Source organism: Streptomyces sp. NBC_00390 (genome assembly GCF_036057275.1).
Classification (GTDB): Bacteria; Actinomycetota; Actinomycetes; order Streptomycetales; family Streptomycetaceae; genus Streptomyces.
On the sequence record NZ_CP107945.1, the window covers coordinates 3,061,447 to 3,081,901 of the forward strand.

Genomic DNA, 20,455 nt, shown 5'->3' on the forward strand with positions numbered 1-20,455 from the left:
GGGTCGTGGGAAGGGGGACGGTCCGGTGCTGCGGGGCGCCTGACCGGTTGCCTTCCGGCGTCAGCTGACCGTGATCTCGTTGTAGACCGGGACGCTGAAGGGGTTGAGGGCGACGTCGGACAGCCGCTCCGAGTAGCCGGCGCTGCCGTTCTGGTACCAGAGCGGGATGGCCGCCATCTGGTCCCGTACGACCCTCTCTGCCTGCTTGAAGGTGTCCACCGCCTTGGCCGTGTCGCTCTCGGCGTTGGCCTGGTCGACGAGCTTGTCGAATTGCTTGTTGCTCCACTTGCCGTCGTTGGACGAGGCGTTGGTGTAGTAGAGCGGCTGGAGGAAGTTCTGGATCAGCGGGTAGTCCATCTGCCAGCCGGCCCGGAAGGGGCCGCTCATCTTCAGCTGGGTGATCTGGTCGCGGAAGTCGGCGAAGGTGCCGACGGGGTTGCCGACGCAGGCCTTGGTGTTGCCGAGCGCGTTGTTGATGGAGTTGCAGACGGCGTCCACCCAGTCCTTGTGGGAGCCGGTGTCGGCGTTGTACGAGATCTTCACCTGGCCGCCGGGCAGACCGCCGCCCTCCTGGATCAGCTTCTTGGCCGCGGCGGGGTCGTACTCGCAGGCGTCGCCGCACAGGGTGGGGTCGAAGCCGCCGTCCTCGCCGAGTACGGGTGAGGTCCAGTCCTTCGCGGGTGTGCGGGTCTTCAGGAAGATCGTGTCGGTGATCTGCTCGCGGTTGATCGCCTTGGACAGGCCGGTGCGGACCTTCGCTCCGCCGGGGGTGTTCCAAGCCTTTTGGTAGTAGGGGAAGGCGATGGTCTGGATGATGCCGGCCGGCGTGTTGATGTACCGGTCTCCGAGGTCCGCCTGCACGTTCTTGAGCTGCGCGGCGGGTACGTCGTCGACCAGATCGAGGTTTCCGGCGATCAGGCTGGTGTAGGCGGTGTTGTTGTCCGTGTAGACGATGAGGTCGATGCCGCCGTTCTTCGCCTTGTCGGTCCCGGGGTAGCCGTCCCACGTGCGCAGGGACATCTTCGAGCCCCTGGCGTAGGAGTCGACGGTGTACGGGCCGTTGCCGACGGGCTTGGCGACCCAGCTGTCGTGGCTGTCGAAGAACGCCTTGGGCAGCGGCGCGAAGGCGGCGTAGCCGAGGGTGTCGGGCCAGGTGGAGAACTTCTGGGTGAGCTTGACCGTGAAGGTGAGCGGGCCTGTGACCTTGAGTCCGGACAGGGTCTCGGCCGTTTGCTGCCCCTTCTCGGGGTGGACCTGGTCGTATCCCTCGATGTAGCCGAAGAAGTAGGCGTTCTTCTGGTTGTTCTTCAGGCTCGCGCCGTAGTTCCAGGCGTTTACGAACGAACTGGCGGTGACCTGCTCGCCGTTGCTGAAGGTCCAGCCGTCCTTGACGGTGATCCTGAAGGTTACCGAGTCCGTGGTCTCGATCTTCTCGGCGAGCATGTCCTCGGCCGCGCCGGTCTTCGGGTTGTACCGCTTGAGACCACGGAAGATCATGTCGAGAACCTTGCCGCCCTGCACCTCATTGGTGTTGGCGGGCTCCAGCGGGTTCTGCGGATCGCCCCACGAGGACGACACGATGCCCTCGGCGCCACCGGCACCGCTGCCGTCGCCTCCGCCGCCACAGCCTGCCGCCGCCAGAGCTGCGGCGACCGCACACGCGGCCCACCTGGCATGTGTGGCTCCACGCATGGGTGCCTCCTTGGTCCCAAGTGCCTCCCCCAGCTACCGCTGGGCGGTGCCCCCGGGCCCAATGTCACCACATAAGGGATCTAAGGCACTTTCATGACACCCGAGTGGACTCCTGGTCCGCCTGAAGGACGGCCTGAAGGACCGCCTCCCAGGTATCGACGGCGTAGTGCAGCGTCATACCGTGCGCCTCGTAAAGCCCCAGCGCCCCCGACGCGTTCTCGGTGTCCACACCCAGCCCGATGGAGTCACGGCCGCGCGCCGCGAACGTGCCGAAGGCATGGCGCAGCAGATGGCCGCCGATTCCGCGGCCGCGGGCCGCTGCGCGCACACCGATGGTGCGGATCCAGCCCATGGCCTCACGGTCGTCGCGGCTCAGCAGCACGGCCACGTCGCCCTCGCCCGCGACAGAGGCGATCCACACCAGCGACCAGTCGATGCGGGCCGCGTCCATGTCGTCCAGCCACTGCTCGTAGCTGCGCTCGTGGTGGTCGAAGTGCTCGGCGAACGTCTCCTGCGCCAAGGCGTGCGCGATACGCCGGTCGGCCTCGTCGCGGCAGTGACGCAGGGTCAGTCCGGCGGGCGGCTCGGGTACGGTGTCGACGCCTGGGGACAGCGGGCGGGTCATCACCTGGTAGCGGCGTACCGTCCGCCAGCCGCGGCGCTCCAGCAGCGCGGTGTCGAGCGCGGGGCGGGCGTTGAGATGCAGATGGACGACGGCCCGGGCGGCCCCGCCGGCCGCCGCTTTCCCGGCTGCACGTGTCTCCATGCGCTCCAGCACGTCGGCCGCGGCCTCGTCGCGGCCGGGCAGCGAGTAGAGGTCGGCGCCGATGTCCTCGCCCTCGGACTCGCTCCACACGATCCCGTACGCCACCGGCCCGTTGTCGTCGCACGCCAGCCAGGAGTCACGGGCGAGGTCGGTCTCACCATGGGACATGTCGGCCTCGACCGTGTGCAGATCGGTCTCCGGGCGGCCGATCTCGACGACATCGACGGCGTTCATCAGCGCGCAGACGGCGGGCGCGTCCTCGAGGACGGCCGGCCGGACAGTGAGGGACATGCGGACACTGTCCGGGCGCGGCCGCGGCCGCGCAACGCAATTTCCGCCCGTCAGGCGGATGCCGCTCCCGTCGCCCCGACCCGCAGGGCGACCACCGGCTCCGCGTCCTCGAACTCCCCGGTGTGCACGAAGCCCAGACTCGTGTAGAGGTTGGCTGCCCCGGTGTTGTCCGGGTGGTAGGACAGGCGTATCTCCTGGCAGCCGGCACGCTCCGACAGCCACCTGATGAGCGCGACCATGGTCTGCCGCCCCACACCCTTGCCCTGTTCGGCGGCGTCGACGACCATGCCGCCGATCCAGTGGCTGCCGTTCTCGTCGTCGTACGCCCACATCACATGGCCGACCATCGTCTCGTCCGCCTGCACACCGAGCGAGTGCCACACCCCGCCGCGCATCGACAGCAGCAGATAGCGGGCGGCGAGCGCTGCGACGAATGCCCGCTGGTCGTCGCGCGGTGCGATGTCGGCGACGGCCCGCCAGTTGTCGTCGTCGACCCGGCACAGCGCGATGCGCCGGCCGTCCCGGTCCATGATCCCGTAGTCCATCCGCTCAGCCTCACCTCCTGCCTGACCTGGTGCAACAGGTTTCGCCACGGTTCTCGGCGCACACGCGGACGCGGCGAGGCCCCGCCCACCGATGCGATGGACGGGGCCTCACTCACATGCTCAGGACAGGACTACACCGCGTGAACGACGTCCTTCTCCTCGGCGAAGTGGCACGCCGACTCGTGCGCGGCCGGGGTGTCCGCACCCTTGAACCGCTCGGGCACCGCGAGCAGCGGAACCTCGGTGGCGCACTTGTCCTCGGCCTTCCAGCACCGGGTGCGGAAGCGGCAGCCCGACGGCGGGTTCGCCGGCGACGGGACGTCGCCGGTGAGGATGATCCGCTCACGGCCCTCACGCATGGCGGGGTCCGGAACCGGGACCGCCGACAGCAGCGCCTGCGTGTACGGGTGCGTCGGGTGGTCGTAGATCTGCACGTCCGTGCCGATCTCGGCCATCTTGCCCAGGTACATCACGCCGACCCGGTCGGAGATGTGCCGGACGATCGACAGGTCGTGCGCGATGAAGAGGTAGGAGAGGTTGAACTCGTCCTGCAGCTTCTCCATCAGGTTGATGACCTGTGCCTGCACCGACACGTCCAGCGCCGAGACCGGCTCGTCGCAGATGATGATCTCGGGGTTGAGCGCGAGACCGCGCGCGATGCCGATGCGCTGGCGCTGGCCGCCCGAGAACTGGTGCGGGTAACGGTTGATGTACTCGGGGTTGAGACCGACGACATCGAGCAGTTCCTGCACCTTGCGGCGGCGGTCGCCCTTCGGAGCCACCTCGGGGTGGATGTCGAAGGGCTCGCCGATGATGTCACCGACCGTCATACGCGGGTTGAGCGAGGTGTACGGGTCCTGGAACACCATCTGGATGTTGCGGCGCACGGCCTTGAGCGCGCGCCCCGACAGCCTGGTGATGTCCTGGCCCTTGTAGAAGACCTCACCGGCGGTCGCGCTCTCCAGCGTCATCAGCAGCTTGGCGACCGTGGACTTGCCACAGCCGGACTCGCCGACGATGCCGAGCGTCTCGCCCTGGTAGAGGTCGAAGGAGACCCCGTCCACGGCCTTGACCGCGCCGACCTGCTTCTTGAACAGGATGCCCTGGGTCAGCGGGAAGTGCTTGACCAGGTTGCGCACCTGCAGGATCGGCTCACCGCGCTCGACCGGAGCCTCGATCGCCGCGACGGCCGCCTCCTCGGTGGGCGCCTCGACGGTCTCCACCTCGGTGACGTTCGGAGTCGCGTCCACGGCCTCGTTCGTCTTGCCCAGCTCAGCCATGGATCGTCTCCTTCCAGAAGTGGCACGCGCTTCCGCGGCCCGGCAGCTCGCTGCCGTCCTGCTCGGTCACCGGCACCAGTGCCGGGATCTCCGTACGGCAGATGTCGTCCGCCTTGGGGCAGCGCGGGTTGAAGGCGCAACCGGTCGGGACCTTCAGCAGGTTGGGCGGCAGACCCTTGATCGCGTACAGCTCCTGGCCCTTCTGGTCCAGGCGCGGGATCGAGTCGAGCAGACCCCGGGTGTACGGGTGGGCCGGGCGCTTGTACAGCTCGTGCACGGGAGCGGTCTCGACGATCCGGCCCGCGTACATCACGGCGATCTTGTCCGCGACGTCGGCGACCACGCCGAGGTCGTGGGTGATCAGGATCAGACCCATGTTGTACTCGCGCTGCAGATCGGCGAGCAGGTCCATGACCTGGGCCTGGACCGTCACGTCGAGCGCCGTGGTCGGCTCGTCCGCGATGATCAGGTCCGGCTCCAGGGCCAGCGCCATGGCGATCATGATGCGCTGACGCATACCGCCGGAGAACTGGTGCGGGTAGTCGCTCACGCGCGCCGCGGCGGCCGGGATCTTCACCCGGTCCATCAGCTCGATGGCCTTGGCCTTGGCTTCCTTCTTGGACAGGCCCTGGTGGACGCGGAACATCTCACCGAGCTGGTAGCCCACGGAGAGCACCGGGTTGAGCGAGGACAGCGCGTCCTGGAAGATCATCGCGATCTTGGACCCACGGATGCGACGGCGCTCCTCGGCGGACATCTTGAGCATGTCCTGACCGCGGAAGAGCACCTCGCCCCGGGGGATGCGGCCGGGCGGCATGTCCAGGATGCCCATGATCGCCTGCGCGGTCACGGACTTTCCGGAGCCCGACTCGCCGAGGACGGCGAGCGTCTCGCCGGCGCTGACGGTGTAGTTGACGCCGTTGACGGCCTTGGCGACACCGTCACGGGTGTGGAACTCCACGTGCAGGTCGCGGACTTCGAGGAGCGGACCCTCGTTGTCCCCTGCGTTGCGCGGAGCAGGAACGTCCGCAGTTTTGTCGATGATGGTCACGTACGCCTCCCTCAGCGCATCTTCGGGTCGAGGGCGTTGCGTACAGCATCGCCGAACATGAGGAACGCGAGCACCGTGATCGAGACCATCACCGAGGGGACGATCAGGACGTACGGGGCATTCCGGATCTGCTGGAAGCCGTCGGAGACGTCGATACCCCACGAGACCGTCGGCTCGGCGAGGCCGATACCGAGGAAGGACAGCGTGGCCTCGGCGCCGATGTAGCCGCCCAGCGCGATCGTCGCGACGACGATCACCGGGGCGAGGGCGTTCGGCATGATGTGCTTCAGCATGATCCGCGAGGTGGAGGCGCCGAGCGCCCGGGCCGCCACCACGTAGTCGGCCTGCTTGACGGTGATCACCGCGCCTCGGGCGACACGGGCGATCGAGGTCCAGCCGAGGAAGGCCAGCGCCAGGATCACGGTCCACACGGCTCGCTTCTCGAAGCTGGTCAGGATGACCATGGCTCCCAGCAGGAACGGGATGCCGAAGAAGATGTCCGTGAGCCGGGACAGCAGGCTGTCGATGATGCCGCCGTAGTAGCCGGCCAGCATGCCCAGGGTGCCGCCGACGATCGTGACCAGGATGGTGACGCTGATACCGACGGTGATGGACGCGCGGGCGCCGTGGACGACACGGGCGTAGATGGACCTGCCCTGGATGTCGTAGCCGAACCAGTCGGCTGCGAAGAAGTGACCCCAGTTCGGCTTCTGCAGGTAGTGGTTCACCAGGTCGCCGTCACGCGGCGAGGCGCTGGTGAACAGCGAGGGCGCGACCGCCATGACGATCAGCATCAGGATGAGGACCGCCGAGACGACGAACAGCGGGCTGCGCCGCAGGTCGTGCCACGCGTCGGACCAGAGGCTGCGCGCCTTGGCGGACACGGGACCCGCCTCGGCCACGAGGGCCGTGTCGGGCGCGGCGACAGTCGAGATCTTCTCGGAGCTCTGCGCGGTCTCTGCGATCTTCTCAGGCATAACGGATCCTCGGGTCCAGGACCGCGTAAAGCAGGTCGACGAGCAGGCTGCAGATGAGGTAGACGAGCACGATCAGCGTGACGATGCCGACGACCGTGGCTCCCTCACGTCGCCTCAGCGCTTCGAAGATGAGGCTGCCGACGCCGTGGATGTTGAAGATGCCCTCGGTGACGACCGCGCCGGCCATCAGCGTGCCGAGGTCGGTGCCGAGGAAGGTGACGACCGGGATCATCGAGTTGCGCATCAGGTGCACACCGACGATACGGCGGCGCGGCAGACCCTTGGCGACGGCCGTCCGGATGTAGTCGGAGCGCAGGTTCTCGGCGATCGAGGTGCGCGTCAGTCGCGCCACATAGGCGAGGGACAGTGCGGCGAGAACCGATGCGGGCAGCAGCAGTTCGTTCCAGTTCTCTTCGAGTGAGACGTTCGCCTCGAGGATGCCGAGCTCGAACGAGAAGAGGTACTGGGACAGACGGCCCAGCACGAAGGACGGGACCGAGATCAGCAGCAGCGTGAGGATCAGCAGTCCGCGGTCCCGCAGCGACTCGGGCTTGAGGCCCGCGATGACACCGAGCGTGATGCCCGCCACGACCGTGAAGGTGAACGCGAACATCGTCAGCTGGATGGTGACCGGGTACGCCTCGGCAATGACCTCGGCGATGGGCCGCTGACTGGCGATCTGCGTTCCGAAGTCACCCTGGAACAGGTTGCCCAGATAGATCAGGTACTGCATCAAGAGCGGCTTGTCGAGCCCGAGTTCGTGTCTCATGGCGTCGATCTGCGCCTGGTCCACGTTCTGTTCGCCTGCCAGCGCACGCACGGGGTCACCGGGCAGCGCGTACATCATTGCGAAGATCAGCAGGGTTGACCCGATGAACACCGGGATCATCTGGAGCAGTCGTCGTGCGACGTAGCGCCCCATGGGTGCCTCCGTGAGGGGTTAACAGCGGTACGGAGGCTGCCTGTTACGGACAGCCTCCGGACCACCACCGCCGCCGGCGCATGGCCGACGGCGGCGGATGACGGCCGAGTGGGGGATGAGGCCAGCAGGCCGGTTACTTGACGGTGACGCCGGTCAGCTCGAGGTCACCGTGGAAGTCGACCGCGACGTTGTCGACGCCCTTGCCGTGACCACCGTTGATGCGGTAGTACCACAGCGGGATGGCGGGCATCTCCTCGAGGAGCTTCTTCTCGACCTCCTGGTAGGCCGCCACGGCCTCGTCCAGGGAGCTCGCCTTGTCAGCCTTCTCCATCATCTTGTCGATCTCCTTGTTGGAGAAGCGACCGTTGTTGGACTCGGCCTTGGTGTGGTAGAGCTCCTTGATGAAGTTGACGTTGACCGGGTAGTCGGCAACCCAGCCACCGCGGTACATCGACTTCACCTGGTTGTTGTCACGGGCCTCGAGGTCCGTCGGGAAGTCGGGCTTCGGGTCGCCGACGCAGTCGACACCGGTCGCCTTGCGGATGGACTCGCAGGCAGCGGTCACCCACTCCTTGTGGCCACCGTCGGTGTTGTACTGGATGAAGACCTTGTTGCCCGGGACGCCGCCGCCGTCCTTGACCAGCTGCTTGGCCTTGGTCGGGTTGTACGTGAAGACGTCCGTGCCCAGGTCCTGGTTGCCCTTGACCTGCGGCGGCGTGAAGCTCGTCGCGGGGGTACGGGTGTTGTTCAGGACGGTCTTGGTGATCGTCTCGCGGTCGATCGCCATGGACAGACCCTGGATGACCTTGGGGTCGACGTCCTTGAACGTCTTGCTGTAGAACGCCGGGACCAGCGACTGGATGGCCGCGTAGGGCTGCTCGATGGCGCCGTCGCCCAGGTCCGCCTTGTACTTCGGCAGGTCCGTCGGGCCGACCTGGCGGATGATGTCCAGGTTGCCGGAGACGACGTCCTGGTACGCGGACTCGAGAGTCGCGTAGTTCTTGAACTGGATGCCCTTGTTCGCAGCCTTGTTCGGGCCCTGGTAGTCAGGGTTGGCGGCGACCTGGATCAGCTTCTTGTGGGTCCACTTCTCGAACTTGTACGGGCCGTTGCCGATCGGCTTCTGGCCGAACGCCTTCGGGTCGTCGTAGAAGACCTTGGGGAGCGGCGCGAACGTCGCGTAGCCGAGCTTGTAGTTGAAGTACGGGACCTTGCCGGTCAGCTCGATCGTGAAGGTGGTGTCGTCCACGACCTTCAGACCCGACATCTTGTCGGCCTTCGGCTCACCCTTCTCGGGGTGCACCTCGTCGTAGCCGGCAATGTCGGCGAACCAGAAGGCGTTCTGCTGGTTGTTCTTGATGTTGGCGTACCAGTTCCACGCGTCGACGTAGGACTGCGCGGTGACGGCCTCGCCGTTGTGGAACTTCCAGCCGGACTTGAGCTTGACCGTCCAGGTCTTCGAGTCCTTGGTGTCCACGGACTCGGCGTTGGTGAGGACGATCTCACCCTTGGCGTCGAAGTCCAGCAGCTGGGTGAAGATCGACTGGATGACGTACGAGCCGTTGGTCTCGTTCGTGTCGGCCGGGATCAGCGGCTTCTGCGGCTCGCCGACGTCGATGGAGACGTAACCCTCGGGCTTACCCGACGGGTTCTTGTCACCCTTGTCCTTGCCGTCGCTGCTGCCACAGGCAGTGGCCGCCATCGCGACGATGATCGCACCCGCGACCCACTTGGCGCTCTTGGCACCACGCATGGGTTCCTCCTCATGAGTCCACTTGTCACAACAAGAAGGGCACTGTTCTACGCGCGCTGACACCCCTGACAGCGGGCTCGTCAAGTACCCCGAGTGTGCTCGTGAGTCGGCGCTCCCCACAGCGCATGACCCATTGACCCGAGCTCAATGGAGCCAACTATTAAGTAGGACAGGGCTGTAAACCACACTTAAAGGGTCTCGTTTTGACAACATCGAAGGCACCCTGCAGCCCGAAATCCGGACAAAGTGAGCACAGACAGACACCCGCGAAACGGACCGTTAACACACGTTCCGGAGAGCGACGGTCGATATCCGGACACTCGGGCCCTGAAAACGAGTTGACGAACGGCCCGGCCCCCCACAGTGTCTGCGGGGGGCCGGGCCGTCTGTACAGCGCTTTTCCGAGGCTTTACGAGCCCTGCCGGCCGCGCCCGGTCCTGTCGGTCCGTCAGCCGTGCTTGGCGCGGGAGGCGGCGCGGCCGCGCTCCTTCTGGTCCAGGACGACCTTGCGGATGCGGACCGCCTCCGGGGTCACCTCGACGCACTCGTCGTCGCGGCAGAACTCCAGCGACTGCTCCAGCGAGAGCCTGCGCGGCGGCACCACGTTCTCGGTGTTGTCCGCGGAAGCCGCACGCATGTTGGTGAGCTTCTTCTCCTTGGTGATGTTCACGTCCATGTCGTCGGAGCGCGAGTTCTCGCCGACGATCATGCCCTCGTACACCTCGGTGCCGGGCTCGGTGAACAGGACGCCGCGCTCCTGCAGGTTGATCATCGCGAACGGGGTGACCGCACCGGAGCGGTCGGCGACCAGGGAGCCGTTGTTACGGGTCTGGAGGGTGCCGAACCACGGCTCGTGGCCCTCGTGGATCGAGTGGGCGATACCGGTACCGCGGGTGTTCGTCAGGAACTCCGTGCGGAAGCCGATGAGGCCACGGGACGGCACGACGAACTCCATGCGGACCCAACCGGAGCCGTGGTTGGACATGTTGTCCATGCGGCCCTTGCGGACGCCCATGAGCTGCGTGACCGCGCCCATGTGCTCCTCGGGCACGTCGATCGTCATGCGCTCGACCGGCTCGTGGACCTTGCCGTCGACGATCTGGGTGACGACCTGCGGCTTGCCGATGGTCAGCTCGAAGCCCTCGCGGCGCATCTGCTCGACCAGGATGGCGAGCGCGAGCTCACCGCGGCCCTGGACCTCCCAGGCGTCGGGGCGCTCGGTGTCCAGCACGCGCAGCGAGACGTTACCGATCAGCTCGCGGTCCAGGCGGTCCTTGACCTGACGGGCGGTGACCTTGCGGTCCTTGACCGCGGACTTGGCGTCCGCGCCCTTGCCGGTGCCGCCGCGGCCGACCAGCGGGGAGGTGTTCGTACCGATGGTCATGGAGATCGCCGGCTCGTCCACCGAGATCAGCGGGAGGGCAACCGGGTTCTCCGGGTCGGCCAGCGTCTCGCCGATCATGATGTCGGGAATACCCGCGACCGCGCAGATGTCACCGGGGCCGGCCATCTCGGCCGGCTTGCGGGTGAGCGCCTCGGTCATCATCAGCTCGGTGATGCGGACGTTCGCCATCGAGCCGTCACGCTTGATCCAGGTGACGGTCTGGCCCTTGCGGAGCTCGCCCTGCTCGACGCGGAGCAGCGCGATACGGCCGAGGAAGTTGTCGGCGTCCAGGTTGGTGACGTGGGCCTGCAGCGGCGCGGTCTCGTCGTACTCCGGGGCCGGGACGTGCTCGAGCAGGGTGGAGAAGAAGGGCTCGAGGCTGTCGCTGTCGGCCGGGACGGTGCCGTCCTCCGGCTTGGTCAGCGACGCGACGCCGTCACGGGCACAGGCGTAGACGATCGGGAACTCGATCTGGTCCTCGTCGGCGTCCAGGTCGAGGAACAGGTCGTAGGTCTCGTTGACGACCTCGTCGATCCGGGAGTCCGGGCGGTCCGTCTTGTTGATGCACAGGATGACCGGCATCCGGGCCTGCAGGGCCTTGCGCAGCACGAAACGGGTCTGCGGGAGCGGGCCCTCGGAGGCGTCGACGAGCAGCACGACCGCGTCGACCATCGACAGACCGCGCTCGACCTCGCCACCGAAGTCGGCGTGGCCGGGGGTGTCGATGATGTTGATCGTGATCGGATCCCCGCCGGACTTCGGGTGGTACTTCACCGCGGTGTTCTTGGCGAGGATCGTGATGCCCTTCTCACGCTCCAGGTCGTTCGAGTCCATCATGCGGTCGTCGAGCTGCTGGTGGGCGGCGAAGGCGCCGGCCTGCTTCAGCATGGCGTCGACCAGGGTGGTCTTGCCGTGGTCGACGTGGGCGACGATGGCTACGTTACGGATGTCATGGCGCGTGGGCATGCTGGCTGGCGCTTCTCTCGATCGTGGAATAAGGCGTCTGACGCTCCGCCCCGCCGGGCAGATACGCCACGGCTTTGTCCCATGGTACGGGGCCGCCGGGAAACAGGCCTCCCTGAGTGATCGTGGACACGACGAACGAGGCACGGATCACGCCGGGCACGGGTGGGGTGAGGCAGGGCGGGGATCGAGCGGTGGCGCGGCAGGCCGGCGCGCGTGTGGGGGCGCGCCGGACACGGACTGAGCTGGGTCGAGGAGGGTCGGCACGAGCTTGCCCGCCGGCGACACCGGCGGGCAAGGAACTTGAGCCACTTCTGAGGTTGTGACCTGCTATTTCTCGCCGGTGCCCGGGTTCGGTCCGGCGTTGGAGCCGGCCCCGGCACCCGGCTGGGAGCCGGCCTTCGGCTGCGCCTTCTTGAAGCCGATGTCCTGGTAGCGCGGGGTCGCGAAGCCGAAGGCTCCGGCATTCACCACCCTGGGCGCCACCGCGACCAGCTCGGGCCGCTGGTAGAGCGGGATGGAGCCGGCCGCGGCCCAGATGCGGGCGTCGGCCTTGCGTACCAGGTCACGGGCGTCTTCCTCGTCCAGCTCGCCGGCCGCCAGGTCGAAGAGCTGGTCGATGTAGTCCGTGCCGACCCGCGTGTAGTTCTGCTCCACCAGCAGCGAGCCGTCCGACGCGGGCCGGGGCTTGGCGTAGATCGGCCGGGCGTCCGTCGCCGGGTAGGCGGTGGCGGGCCAGGAGTACAGCGCGAGGTCGTAGTCGCCGGCGGCGATGTGGTCCTTGAAGTAGCTCTCGTCGGCGACCTTGGTGATCTCGGTGTGCACACCGATGCGGTCGAGCATCTGCGCGATCTTGTTGCCGACCGCGCGCATCGGCTCCGAGCCCGGCCCTGAAGGAAGCACGAAGCGCAGCGAGAGCGGCTTGCCGTTCCTGCCGAGCGGTCCACCGGCCGTGGGGTGGCTGGGCGCCGCACTGCCGGGCGGGGCGTACGCACCGGCCATGCCGCCCTGCTGCTCCTGGGCACGGGTGCCCGGCACGGTCACGGAGCTTCCGTCGGGGGACGTGGCCCTGCTCCGGACGGCAAGGCTCCCGAAGGCCTCGGCGGGGGCGGGCGCGACGACGTGTGTACCGCCGGAGCCGCTCCGAAGGCCCGCGGGCTTGTCGTCGCCGACGATGTACATCCCCTCGTCGGACGCGCGGTCGGACGCCTTCTTGTTCCTGTCCGGGCTTTCCTTCTTGTTGTTCTTGTCGGAGCTGCCCTTCTCCGTCGCCTTGCCTGTCTCCTTCGTGCCGCTCCCGTCCTTGGTCCCGGCTCCGGCCTCGCCGCCCGCCTTCGCCGGTACGTGCTTCTTGGGGGCCCCCAGCGGTGTCCAGCCCGCGTCGGCGAGCAGCGCCTGGGCCTCCTGGGTGCTCTGCTGCCCCAGCGCCCCGCTGTTGTCGGCGTAGGCGCGCTGCCCGGCCAGTGCGAGATGGCTGCCGGGAGGTTCGGCGGGCAGGCCCAGCGGGCCCAGCACGATCTTGGCCAGTTCCTTGCGGTCGATCGCCCTGGCCACCGCTCGGCGTACGCGCTCGTCGGCCAGCGGTCCGGACTCACCGTTCATGGCGAGCTGCGTGTACGCGGGCTCCAGCGACTTGCGGACGACGAAGTCGCGCAGCGCCTTCTGTTCCTCGCCGTACGCCGCCCGCGCCTCGGCGAGCTCCGCGCGGACCAGCTGTGCCGCTCGGGCCTTCTTCCGGTCGGAGCCGTTCGCCTGCGCCCAGGACGCGAGCGCGTCGGCGGGTGCCATGTCCGATCCGGGGCCGTGGGCGGGTGACTGCCCGGCCGGTCCCGGGGCCTGGCGGGCCAGGGAGATACGCTCCGCCGTGGACCTGTCGATTTCGGCCAGGTCGACCTTGCCCTCCGCGAGCGCGGTGAGGCGCTGCTCGCGGGGCACGGCGGTCAGCACCAACTGCTCCAGCTTGGCCCGCGCTCCCCACCAGCGGGGGTTGCGCACGAGGGTGGTGGTGCCGGCCTTGCGGTCGACCGCCGACACCCGGAAGGGGCCGGCCGTCGTCGGGAGCTTGCCGCGGGCGCCGTCGTTGAAGGTGGAGGGGGTGCCGGTCACCTCCTTGGGGTAGAGCGGGGTGAACAGCGACTGCCAGTCCGCGTAGGGCTTGGTGAAAGTGACCTTGACCTCGAGATCGTGGGTGCCCCGCTCGATCTTCTCGATGCGCTCGTATCCGGCGTTACGCGCGGTCCAGTACGAGGAGTCCTTGCCGCTGAGCGCCCGCCACTGCGCGACGAAGTCGGGCGCGCCGATCTCACGGCCGTCGCTCCACACCGCCTGCTGGTTGAGCTTGTAGAGCACGACCTGCTGAGGCTCACGCTCAACGATCTTGGCCGATTCGAGGTAGTCGGGATTGCGCTGCGGGCGGCCCTGGCCGTCGAGCGTGTAGAGGGACGGCAGCACGGCGCCCGCGATACGGCCGGTGGTGGCGTCGGCGTCGGCCTGGAAGGCGTTGAACGTGGCCGGGGTCGTGTCGACCGCCCAGCGCAGCGTGCCGCCGTCGGTGACCATGTCCCGGGGGGTGGCGGCGATGTCCTGGGCGGTGGCCTTGGCGTCGCTCCCGTTGTCGTGGCTGCAGCCCGCCAGGACGGGCAGGGCGAGCACTCCGCCGGCGAGCAGGGCGACGGAACGGAGCGTTCGGGAGCATGTCCTCCCGCGTGGCGCGTCGACCAGGGACATGGCTTGTACCTCTTCGTCCTGTTTTGTCTAATTTAGAGATGATCACACCGATTCCCACCACTGAAGTGGACCGGATCCGGATGTCGCCGCCGACACGGCGAGGGGCGGCCGGAAGGTCACCCGTGCAGCGCAACCACGAATCCCACATACATCCACAGACAGGGACAAAATAGGGGGCGAGACAACGACCATGAGGGGCGCACTGACGTCCCATGCGCCGGGAATCCCTGCACATCCCTTCACAAGCAGGGATGTGACGCGCGACACTCGCAGGCGCATGAGCGATGCCACCGCACCCTGCGGAAGTGAGGGCAAGTCATGTCCCAGCAGGAAGATCTGACGGCGATGCAGCACCGCATCGACGAGCTCGTCCGACGCGTCGGGCAGTTGGAGCAGACCGTCGATCAGCTGCGCGGCGCCGGCCCGGCCGCCCCCAGCGCGCCGAAGCCCCAGGGCCGCCCCGAGCTGGTCACCATCCCCGACACGCCGTACGACAACTCACTGTGGACGGACTCGGACGACGAGGGACTGGGCGCTCGCGACCGGCACGCACCCTGACCTGCCCGTAGGCAGCCCCCAGCCCGTACCCCGATCCCACTCCACCCGGAGTCTTCGTTGGCCACAGGTACCGAACCACCACAAATCAATACCGGCGTACACGGGGCCACGCGCGCCGCCATCGGCCCCCGCCATCTGCGGACGGACCGCTGGTGGCTCACCCCGGCCCTGACCGCCGCCGGACTGCTCGCCTTCATCGTCTACTCGACATGGCGCGCGTTCTCGGGCGCCGACTACTACGCGGCCCCGTACGTCTCACCGTTCTACTCGCCCTGCCTCGCCGAGAACTGCGTCCCGATGCGGGGCGGCCCCAACTGGGAGATCTTCGGCAGCTGGTGGGGCCTGTCCCCGGCGCTGCTGATCCTGATCTTCCCGCTCGGCTTCCGGCTGACCTGCTACTACTACCGCAAGGCCTACTACCGGGGCTTCTGGGCCTCGCCCCCGGCCTGCGCCGTCGCCGAGCCGCACGCGAAGTACACCGGCGAGACCCGCTTCCCGCTCATCCTGCAGAACATCCACCGGTACTTCTTCTACGCCGCCCTCCCGGTCGCCTCGATCCTGACGTACGACACCGTGCTCGCCTTCCGCGACGAGCACTACGAGTGGGGTCACATGGGCCTCGGCACTCTCGTCTTCCTGGTCAACATCGTGCTGATCTGGGCGTACACCCTCTCGTGCCACTCCTGCCGGCACATCATCGGCGGCCGGCTGCGGCACTTCTCCAAACACCCGGTGCGCTACCGGCTGTGGGGCTGGGTCGGGAAACTGAACGCCCGTCACATGCTGCTCGCCTGGACGTCGTTGATCAGCGTGGCGTTCGCCGACTTCTACGTCTACCTCCTCGCCTCCGGCGCCTTCGACGATCCGCGACTCTTCTAGTTCTGGGGCCTTCTGACATGACGCAACTCGAACGGCAGCAGTGGGACGTCGTGGTGGTGGGCGCGGGAGGAGCGGGCCTGCGGGCCGCCATCGAGGCGCGCGAACGGGGCGCCCGTACAGCGGTGATCTGCAAGTCCCTCTTCGGCAAGGCCCATACCGTGATGGCCGAGGGCGGCATCGCCGCCGCCATGGCCAACGTGAACGCCCACGACAACTGGCAGGTCCACTTCCGCGACACCATGCGCGGCGGGAAGTTCCTCAACCAGTGGCGGATGGCAGAACTGCACGCCCGTGAGGCCCCCGACCGGGTCTGGGAGCTGGAGACCTGGGGCGCGCTCTTCGACCGCACCTCCGACGGCAGGATCTCCCAGCGCAACTTCGGCGGCCACGAGTACCCCCGGCTCGCGCACGTCGGCGACCGGACCGGCCTGGAACTGATCCGTACCCTCCAGCAGAAGATCGTCTCGCTGCAGCAGGAGGACAAGGAGGAGTTCGGGGATTACGAGGCCCGGCTCAAGGTCTTCCAGGAGTGCACGGTCACCCGGGTCATGAAGGACGGGGACAGGGTCTCGGGCACCTTCTGCTACGAGCGCGAGACCGGCCGGTTCTTCGTGCTCGAGGCGCCGGCGGTGGTGCTCGCCACCGGCGGCATCGGCAAGTCCTTCAAGGTGACGTCGAACTCCTGGGAGTACACAGGCGACGGCCACGCGCTGGCCCTGCTGGCCGGAGCGCCGCTGCTCAACATGGAGTTCGTGCAGTTCCATCCGACGGGCATGGTCTGGCCTCCGTCGGTGAAGGGGATCCTGGTCACCGAGTCGGTGCGGGGTGACGGCGGGGTCCTGCGCAACTCCGAGGGCAAGCGGTTCATGTTCGACTACATCCCGGACGTCTTCAAGGAGAAGTACGCGCAGTCGGAGGAGGAGGGCGACCGCTGGTACGAGGACCCGGACAACAACCGGCGTCCTCCCGAACTGCTGCCGCGCGACGAGGTGGCCCGGGCCATCAACTCCGAGGTCAAGGCGGGCCGCGGCTCACCCCACGGCGGGGTGTTCCTGGATGTGTCCACCCGCATGCCGGCCGAGGTCATCCGGCGCCGGCTGCCGTCGATGTACCACCAGTTCAAGGAGCTGGCGGATGTCGACATCACGGCCGAGGCGATGGAGGTCGGGCCGACCTGTCACTACGTGATGGGCGGTATCGCCGTCGAGTCGGACACCGCCGCCACCATCGGCGTCCCAGGCCTCTTCGCGGCCGGTGAGGTCGCGGGCGGTATGCACGGCTCCAACCGGCTCGGGGGAAACTCCCTCTCCGACCTGCTGGTCTTCGGTCGGCGGGCCGGGCTGCACGCCGCGGAGTACGCCGAGCGGCTCGGCGAGCGGCCCGCGGTGGACGAGGCCCAGATCGACGCGGCGGCTGCCGAGGCGCTGCGCCCGTTCAGCGCGGAGGGACTGCCCGAAGGGGCCGCGCCGGAGAACCCGTACACGCTCCATCAGGAGCTGCAGCAGACGATGAACGACCTGGTCGGCATCATCCGGCGCGCGGAGGAGATGGAGCAGGCGCTGCGGAAACTCGGCGAGCTGCGGGCACGGGCACGGCGGGCCGGGGTCGAGGGGCACCGGCAGTTCAACCCCGGCTGGCACCTCGCGCTGGACCTGCGGAACATGCTGCTGGTCAGCGAGTGCATCGCACTGGCGGCGCTGGAGCGCACGGAGAGCCGCGGCGGGCACACCCGCGAGGACTGTCCCGCCATGGAGCGCTCCTGGCGGCGGGTCAATCTGCTGTGCCGGCCGGCCGACCCCGGCGGCGCCGATGCGGCCGCCGCTCCGCAGCGCAGACAGATCGATCTGGTACGCACGACGACCGAGCCCATCCGTCCCGACCTGCTCGGCCTCTTCGAAAAAGAGGAGCTGGTCAAGTACCTCGCCGAAGAGGAGCTCTACGAGTGAGTTCGACAGCTGCCAGTCAGTACGTGGCCACCTTCCGGGTGTGGCGGGGCGACCAGGACGGTGGGGCGCTCGAGGACTTCGACGTCGAGGTGCACGACGGGGAGGTCGTCCTCGACATCATCCACCGGCTCCAGGCCACCCAGACGCCCGATCTCGCGGTCCGCTGGAACTGCAAGGCGGGCAAGTGCGGTTCGTGCAGCGCGGAGATCAACGGCAGACCGCGGCTGATGTGCATGACCCGGATGTCGGTCTTCTCGCGGGACGAGACCATCACGATCACCCCGTTGCGTGCCTTCCCCGTGGTGCGGGACCTGGTGACGGACGTGTCCTTCAACTACGCGAAGGCGAGGGAGGTCCCGTCCTTCGTACCGCCACCGGAGCTCAAGGCCGGTGAGTACCGGATGCAGCAGACCGACGTGGACCGCTCGCAGGAGTTCCGCAAGTGCATCGAGTGCTTCCTGTGCCAGGACACCTGCCATGTGGTGCGCGACCACGAGGAGAACAAGGAGGCGTTCGCGGGCCCGCGTTTCCTGATGCGGGTGGCCGAACTCGACATGCATCCCCTGGACGCCGCGGCCGAGGCGGGCCTGGACCGCAAGAAGTCGGCCCAGGACGAGCACGGACTGGGGTACTGCAACATCACCAAGTGCTGCACCGAGGTGTGTCCCGAGCAGATCCGGATCACGGACAACGCGCTGATCCCGCTGAAGGAGCGCGCGGTGGACCGGAAGTACGACCCGCTGGTGTGGCTGGGCAACAAGATCAGACGCCGGGGGGAGTGATCAGGCGGCGCTGCTAGGCCCTGTCCGGGCGATCTTCGAGGATCAGTCTGCGGCGTCAGATGTATGGGGTCTCCCCAGGCCCGCCAGGGCCGAGGCATGGGGCCTCCCCAGGCCCGCCAGGGCCGAGGCATGGGGCCTCCCCAGGCCCGCCAGGGCCGAGGCATGGGGCCTCCCCAGGCCCGCCAGGGCCGAGGGGACACATCGCAAGGCGGAGGATCGCCCTCGTACTGGACGTACTTGGGTGACTCCGACAACACAGCGAGGTGCCGTAGCTGTCGTCGCGGGCCCGACAAGATCGCCCGGACAGGGCCTAGCCTTCCCTCCGCCGCTACCGAGGGGGAACCAGTGCATCCGGAGACGTCCGCGTACCGCCTCGAACTTCCGCGGGAGCTCGGCGCGCGCGTCCGGCGCCAGCTGTCGGTCGCCCTGGTACCGACGGCGCTGAGCGTGGTGCTCGTGGTTCTGACGGCGCTTGCGAACGACCCGAGCTGGTTCTCCCCCTGCCCGTACTGGTCTTCACCTTCACCTGCCTGCTGATCGCACTGCACAACTGGCAGGTCAGCTCGCTGCGCATCGACGTGCACGGCATCACCGGGCATCGCGGCGAGCTGGTGCCGTGGGACAGCATCCGCTTCGTGCACTTCCAGAGCTCGTCACTGCGGGTCCGGCTGCACCGGCACGACTCGGTGGCCACGACGGTGCAGATCCACTCGGAGGGCTACGGGCTGTCCCGCGGCCGGCACGCCGAGCGCCGCAGGTCGATCATCGCCGCCGTCGGGCTCTTCGCACCGGGCCGGTACGTCGACGACCCGAAGGAAGCTCTCCGCCGGGCGGCCTAGCGTTCGCCCCAGCCCGCCCGGTAGGCCGCCCAGTCCGCTTCCTCCGCAGCGAAGTCGACGTACAGCGCAACGCCGAAACGTTTCCGGTCGCGGTCCGTGCGGCCGAGGCCGAGCCGGGTGCCGCGCACCGCGGCGGCGACGGTCTCCGCGTTCTCGTGGTGGCCGAGGTCGTCCTCGTGGAAGAACGGCAGCCCCATCAGCAGATCGGTGTCCTCGGGGGTGACCTCGAGGGCGAGGGAGGTCTGCTGGGCCACATAGCCGCCGTACATGCCCTCCAGCGGCATCCAGGTGTCGTACGACATGACGGCGATCTGGTCGACCCGGCGGGCCACCTCGCCGAAGAACTCCTGCGACCACCACTTCTGGCTGCCCGTGAGCGCGCCGTTCACGCTGTGGGCGGCCGGCAGCGGATCGATCTGGTGGGCCGCCACGGAGAGCGGGGCCTTGCGTGCCCGCGTCAGCTCGCCCAGGTCGTCGAGGAGCGACAGGTAGTCGCGGTCGCCTGAGTGGAGTGGCTCAAGGTCGAAGTGGACACCGTCGAAGCCCGCATCCAGGATCTGCCGGGTGGAGCGCACCACCGCGGCCCTGGACGCCGGCCTCTCCAGGCGCAGCCCGTCCGGTCCCTCGGTGGCCAGCACATCGCCGAGCCAGGCCTGGACGCGGACGCCCGGGATCCGCCGGTGGACCGAGTCGATCAGCCACCGCGCACGCGGGTAGCGGTCGGCGGGCAGCGTGCCGTCGTGCTCCAGCGGACCCGCGTGCACATAGAGGTCCTTGATGCCCGTCCCCCTGATCTGCTCGGCGAACGCGTCGAGGTCGGCGTCCTTCTTGCGGCCGTCCACCCAGGCGTGGCCGAGCCAGATCGCGTCCTGTCCGCGGGTGCGGGTGCCGTCCTTGAGGTCCCCCATGTAGTTGACACGCAGTGCTGCCGCGGCGCCGAGGGCCGGCACGAGGACGACCAGCGCCAGGGCGAGAGCGATCCGTCGCGGCCATCTCAGACGCCGGCTGCGCCATCCCCGTACGAACACCCGCGCGACCCGCGTCCGGCCCAGCGCCCTCAGGCGCCCCCGTATCCCCACCCCGTGATCTGTTCCCATGCG

At 68.1% G+C, this 20,455-nt stretch carries 16 protein-coding genes; 5 read left to right on the forward strand and 11 right to left on the reverse strand.

The window, feature by feature from the left end:
- Positions 1-60: 60 nt before the first annotated feature.
- From OHS70_RS12855 to OHS70_RS12900, 10 genes are all read right to left on the reverse strand, one after another.
- Complete coding sequence (locus tag OHS70_RS12855; RefSeq protein ID WP_328396892.1) at positions 61-1,692, reverse strand: peptide ABC transporter substrate-binding protein; 1,632 nt, start codon at positions 1,690-1,692, stop codon at positions 61-63.
- Between the two features lie 91 nt (positions 1,693-1,783).
- Positions 1,784-2,749, reverse strand: a complete 966-nt coding sequence (locus tag OHS70_RS12860; protein ID WP_328396894.1) for a GNAT family N-acetyltransferase — start codon at positions 2,747-2,749, stop codon at positions 1,784-1,786.
- A gap of 50 nt (positions 2,750-2,799) precedes the next feature.
- Positions 2,800-3,294 carry a GNAT family N-acetyltransferase gene (locus OHS70_RS12865; protein ID WP_328396896.1) on the reverse strand — a complete coding sequence of 165 codons (495 nt, stop codon included), beginning with the start codon at positions 3,292-3,294 and terminating at the stop codon, positions 2,800-2,802.
- Positions 3,295-3,425: 131 nt separating this feature from the next.
- Positions 3,426-4,574: an ABC transporter ATP-binding protein gene (locus OHS70_RS12870; RefSeq protein WP_328396898.1), complete on the reverse strand. Its 1,149-nt coding sequence runs from the start codon at positions 4,572-4,574 to the stop codon at positions 3,426-3,428.
- Positions 4,567-5,625 carry an ABC transporter ATP-binding protein gene (locus OHS70_RS12875; RefSeq protein ID WP_328396900.1) on the reverse strand — a complete coding sequence of 353 codons (1,059 nt, stop codon included), beginning with the start codon at positions 5,623-5,625 and terminating at the stop codon, positions 4,567-4,569. The genes OHS70_RS12870 and OHS70_RS12875 overlap by 8 nt, the downstream gene beginning before the upstream one ends.
- A gap of 11 nt (positions 5,626-5,636) precedes the next feature.
- Positions 5,637-6,602, reverse strand: coding sequence for an ABC transporter permease (locus OHS70_RS12880; RefSeq protein ID WP_328396902.1), 966 nt, complete (start codon positions 6,600-6,602; stop codon positions 5,637-5,639).
- On the reverse strand, positions 6,595-7,524 hold the full coding sequence (locus OHS70_RS12885; RefSeq protein ID WP_328396904.1) for an ABC transporter permease: 930 nt from the start codon (positions 7,522-7,524) through the stop codon (positions 6,595-6,597). Before OHS70_RS12885 ends, OHS70_RS12880 begins: the two co-directional genes overlap by 8 nt.
- Before the next feature lie 133 nt (positions 7,525-7,657).
- Complete coding sequence (locus OHS70_RS12890) at positions 7,658-9,277, reverse strand: peptide ABC transporter substrate-binding protein (RefSeq protein WP_328396906.1); 1,620 nt, start codon at positions 9,275-9,277, stop codon at positions 7,658-7,660.
- Positions 9,278-9,725: 448 nt separating this feature from the next.
- Entirely contained in the window at positions 9,726-11,627 is a 1,902-nt protein-coding gene (gene typA / locus OHS70_RS12895) for a translational GTPase TypA (RefSeq protein WP_328396908.1), read from the reverse strand.
- Between the two features lie 327 nt (positions 11,628-11,954).
- Complete coding sequence (locus OHS70_RS12900; RefSeq protein ID WP_328396910.1) at positions 11,955-14,351, reverse strand: ABC transporter family substrate-binding protein; 2,397 nt, start codon at positions 14,349-14,351, stop codon at positions 11,955-11,957.
- Between the two features lie 318 nt (positions 14,352-14,669).
- Between OHS70_RS12900 and OHS70_RS12905 the strand changes: the two genes are divergently transcribed.
- The 5 genes from OHS70_RS12905 to OHS70_RS12925 all read left to right on the forward strand — a co-directional run bounded on the left by OHS70_RS12905 (position 14,670) and on the right by OHS70_RS12925 (position 19,355).
- Entirely contained in the window at positions 14,670-14,909 is a 240-nt protein-coding gene (locus tag OHS70_RS12905; protein ID WP_328396912.1) for a hypothetical protein, read from the forward strand.
- Between the two features lie 57 nt (positions 14,910-14,966).
- Positions 14,967-15,788 (forward strand): hypothetical protein, encoded by an 822-nt coding sequence (locus OHS70_RS12910; protein ID WP_328396914.1) that lies wholly within the window; start codon positions 14,967-14,969, stop codon positions 15,786-15,788.
- 17 nt (positions 15,789-15,805) lie between these two features.
- Positions 15,806-17,734, forward strand: a complete 1,929-nt coding sequence (locus OHS70_RS12915) for a fumarate reductase/succinate dehydrogenase flavoprotein subunit (protein ID WP_328396916.1) — start codon at positions 15,806-15,808, stop codon at positions 17,732-17,734.
- Complete coding sequence (locus OHS70_RS12920) at positions 17,731-18,516, forward strand: succinate dehydrogenase/fumarate reductase iron-sulfur subunit (protein ID WP_328396918.1); 786 nt, start codon at positions 17,731-17,733, stop codon at positions 18,514-18,516. The genes OHS70_RS12915 and OHS70_RS12920 overlap by 4 nt, the downstream gene beginning before the upstream one ends.
- Positions 18,517-19,094: 578 nt before the next feature.
- Positions 19,095-19,355 carry a hypothetical protein gene (locus tag OHS70_RS12925; RefSeq protein WP_328396920.1) on the forward strand — a complete coding sequence of 87 codons (261 nt, stop codon included), beginning with the start codon at positions 19,095-19,097 and terminating at the stop codon, positions 19,353-19,355.
- On the opposite strand, the gene OHS70_RS12930 is transcribed toward OHS70_RS12925, so the two are convergent.
- Entirely contained in the window at positions 19,352-20,452 is a 1,101-nt protein-coding gene (locus OHS70_RS12930; protein WP_328396922.1) for a hypothetical protein, read from the reverse strand. The genes OHS70_RS12925 and OHS70_RS12930 overlap by 4 nt on opposite strands.
- Between the last annotated feature and the right edge of the window lie 3 nt (positions 20,453-20,455).

Excerpts from the sequence above, each read along its gene's own strand:
- OHS70_RS12885 (WP_328396904.1), bottom strand. The coding sequence starts at position 7,524 with ATGGGGCGCTACGTCGCACGACGACTGCTCCAGATGATCCCGGTGTTC.
- OHS70_RS12855 (WP_328396892.1), bottom strand. The coding sequence starts at position 1,692 with ATGCGTGGAGCCACACATGCCAGGTGGGCCGCGTGTGCGGTCGCCGCA.
- OHS70_RS12905 (WP_328396912.1), top strand. The coding sequence starts at position 14,670 with ATGTCCCAGCAGGAAGATCTGACGGCGATGCAGCACCGCATCGACGAG.
- OHS70_RS12880 (WP_328396902.1), bottom strand. The coding sequence starts at position 6,602 with ATGCCTGAGAAGATCGCAGAGACCGCGCAGAGCTCCGAGAAGATCTCG.
- OHS70_RS12860 (WP_328396894.1), bottom strand. The coding sequence starts at position 2,749 with ATGTCCCTCACTGTCCGGCCGGCCGTCCTCGAGGACGCGCCCGCCGTC.
- OHS70_RS12915 (WP_328396916.1), top strand. The coding sequence starts at position 15,806 with ATGACGCAACTCGAACGGCAGCAGTGGGACGTCGTGGTGGTGGGCGCG.
- OHS70_RS12930 (WP_328396922.1), bottom strand. The coding sequence starts at position 20,452 with ATGGGAACAGATCACGGGGTGGGGATACGGGGGCGCCTGAGGGCGCTG.
- OHS70_RS12900 (WP_328396910.1), bottom strand. The coding sequence starts at position 14,351 with ATGTCCCTGGTCGACGCGCCACGCGGGAGGACATGCTCCCGAACGCTC.
- OHS70_RS12870 (WP_328396898.1), bottom strand. The coding sequence starts at position 4,574 with ATGGCTGAGCTGGGCAAGACGAACGAGGCCGTGGACGCGACTCCGAAC.
- OHS70_RS12890 (WP_328396906.1), bottom strand. The coding sequence starts at position 9,277 with ATGCGTGGTGCCAAGAGCGCCAAGTGGGTCGCGGGTGCGATCATCGTC.
- typA (WP_328396908.1), bottom strand. The coding sequence starts at position 11,627 with ATGCCCACGCGCCATGACATCCGTAACGTAGCCATCGTCGCCCACGTC.
- OHS70_RS12865 (WP_328396896.1), bottom strand. The coding sequence starts at position 3,294 with ATGGACTACGGGATCATGGACCGGGACGGCCGGCGCATCGCGCTGTGC.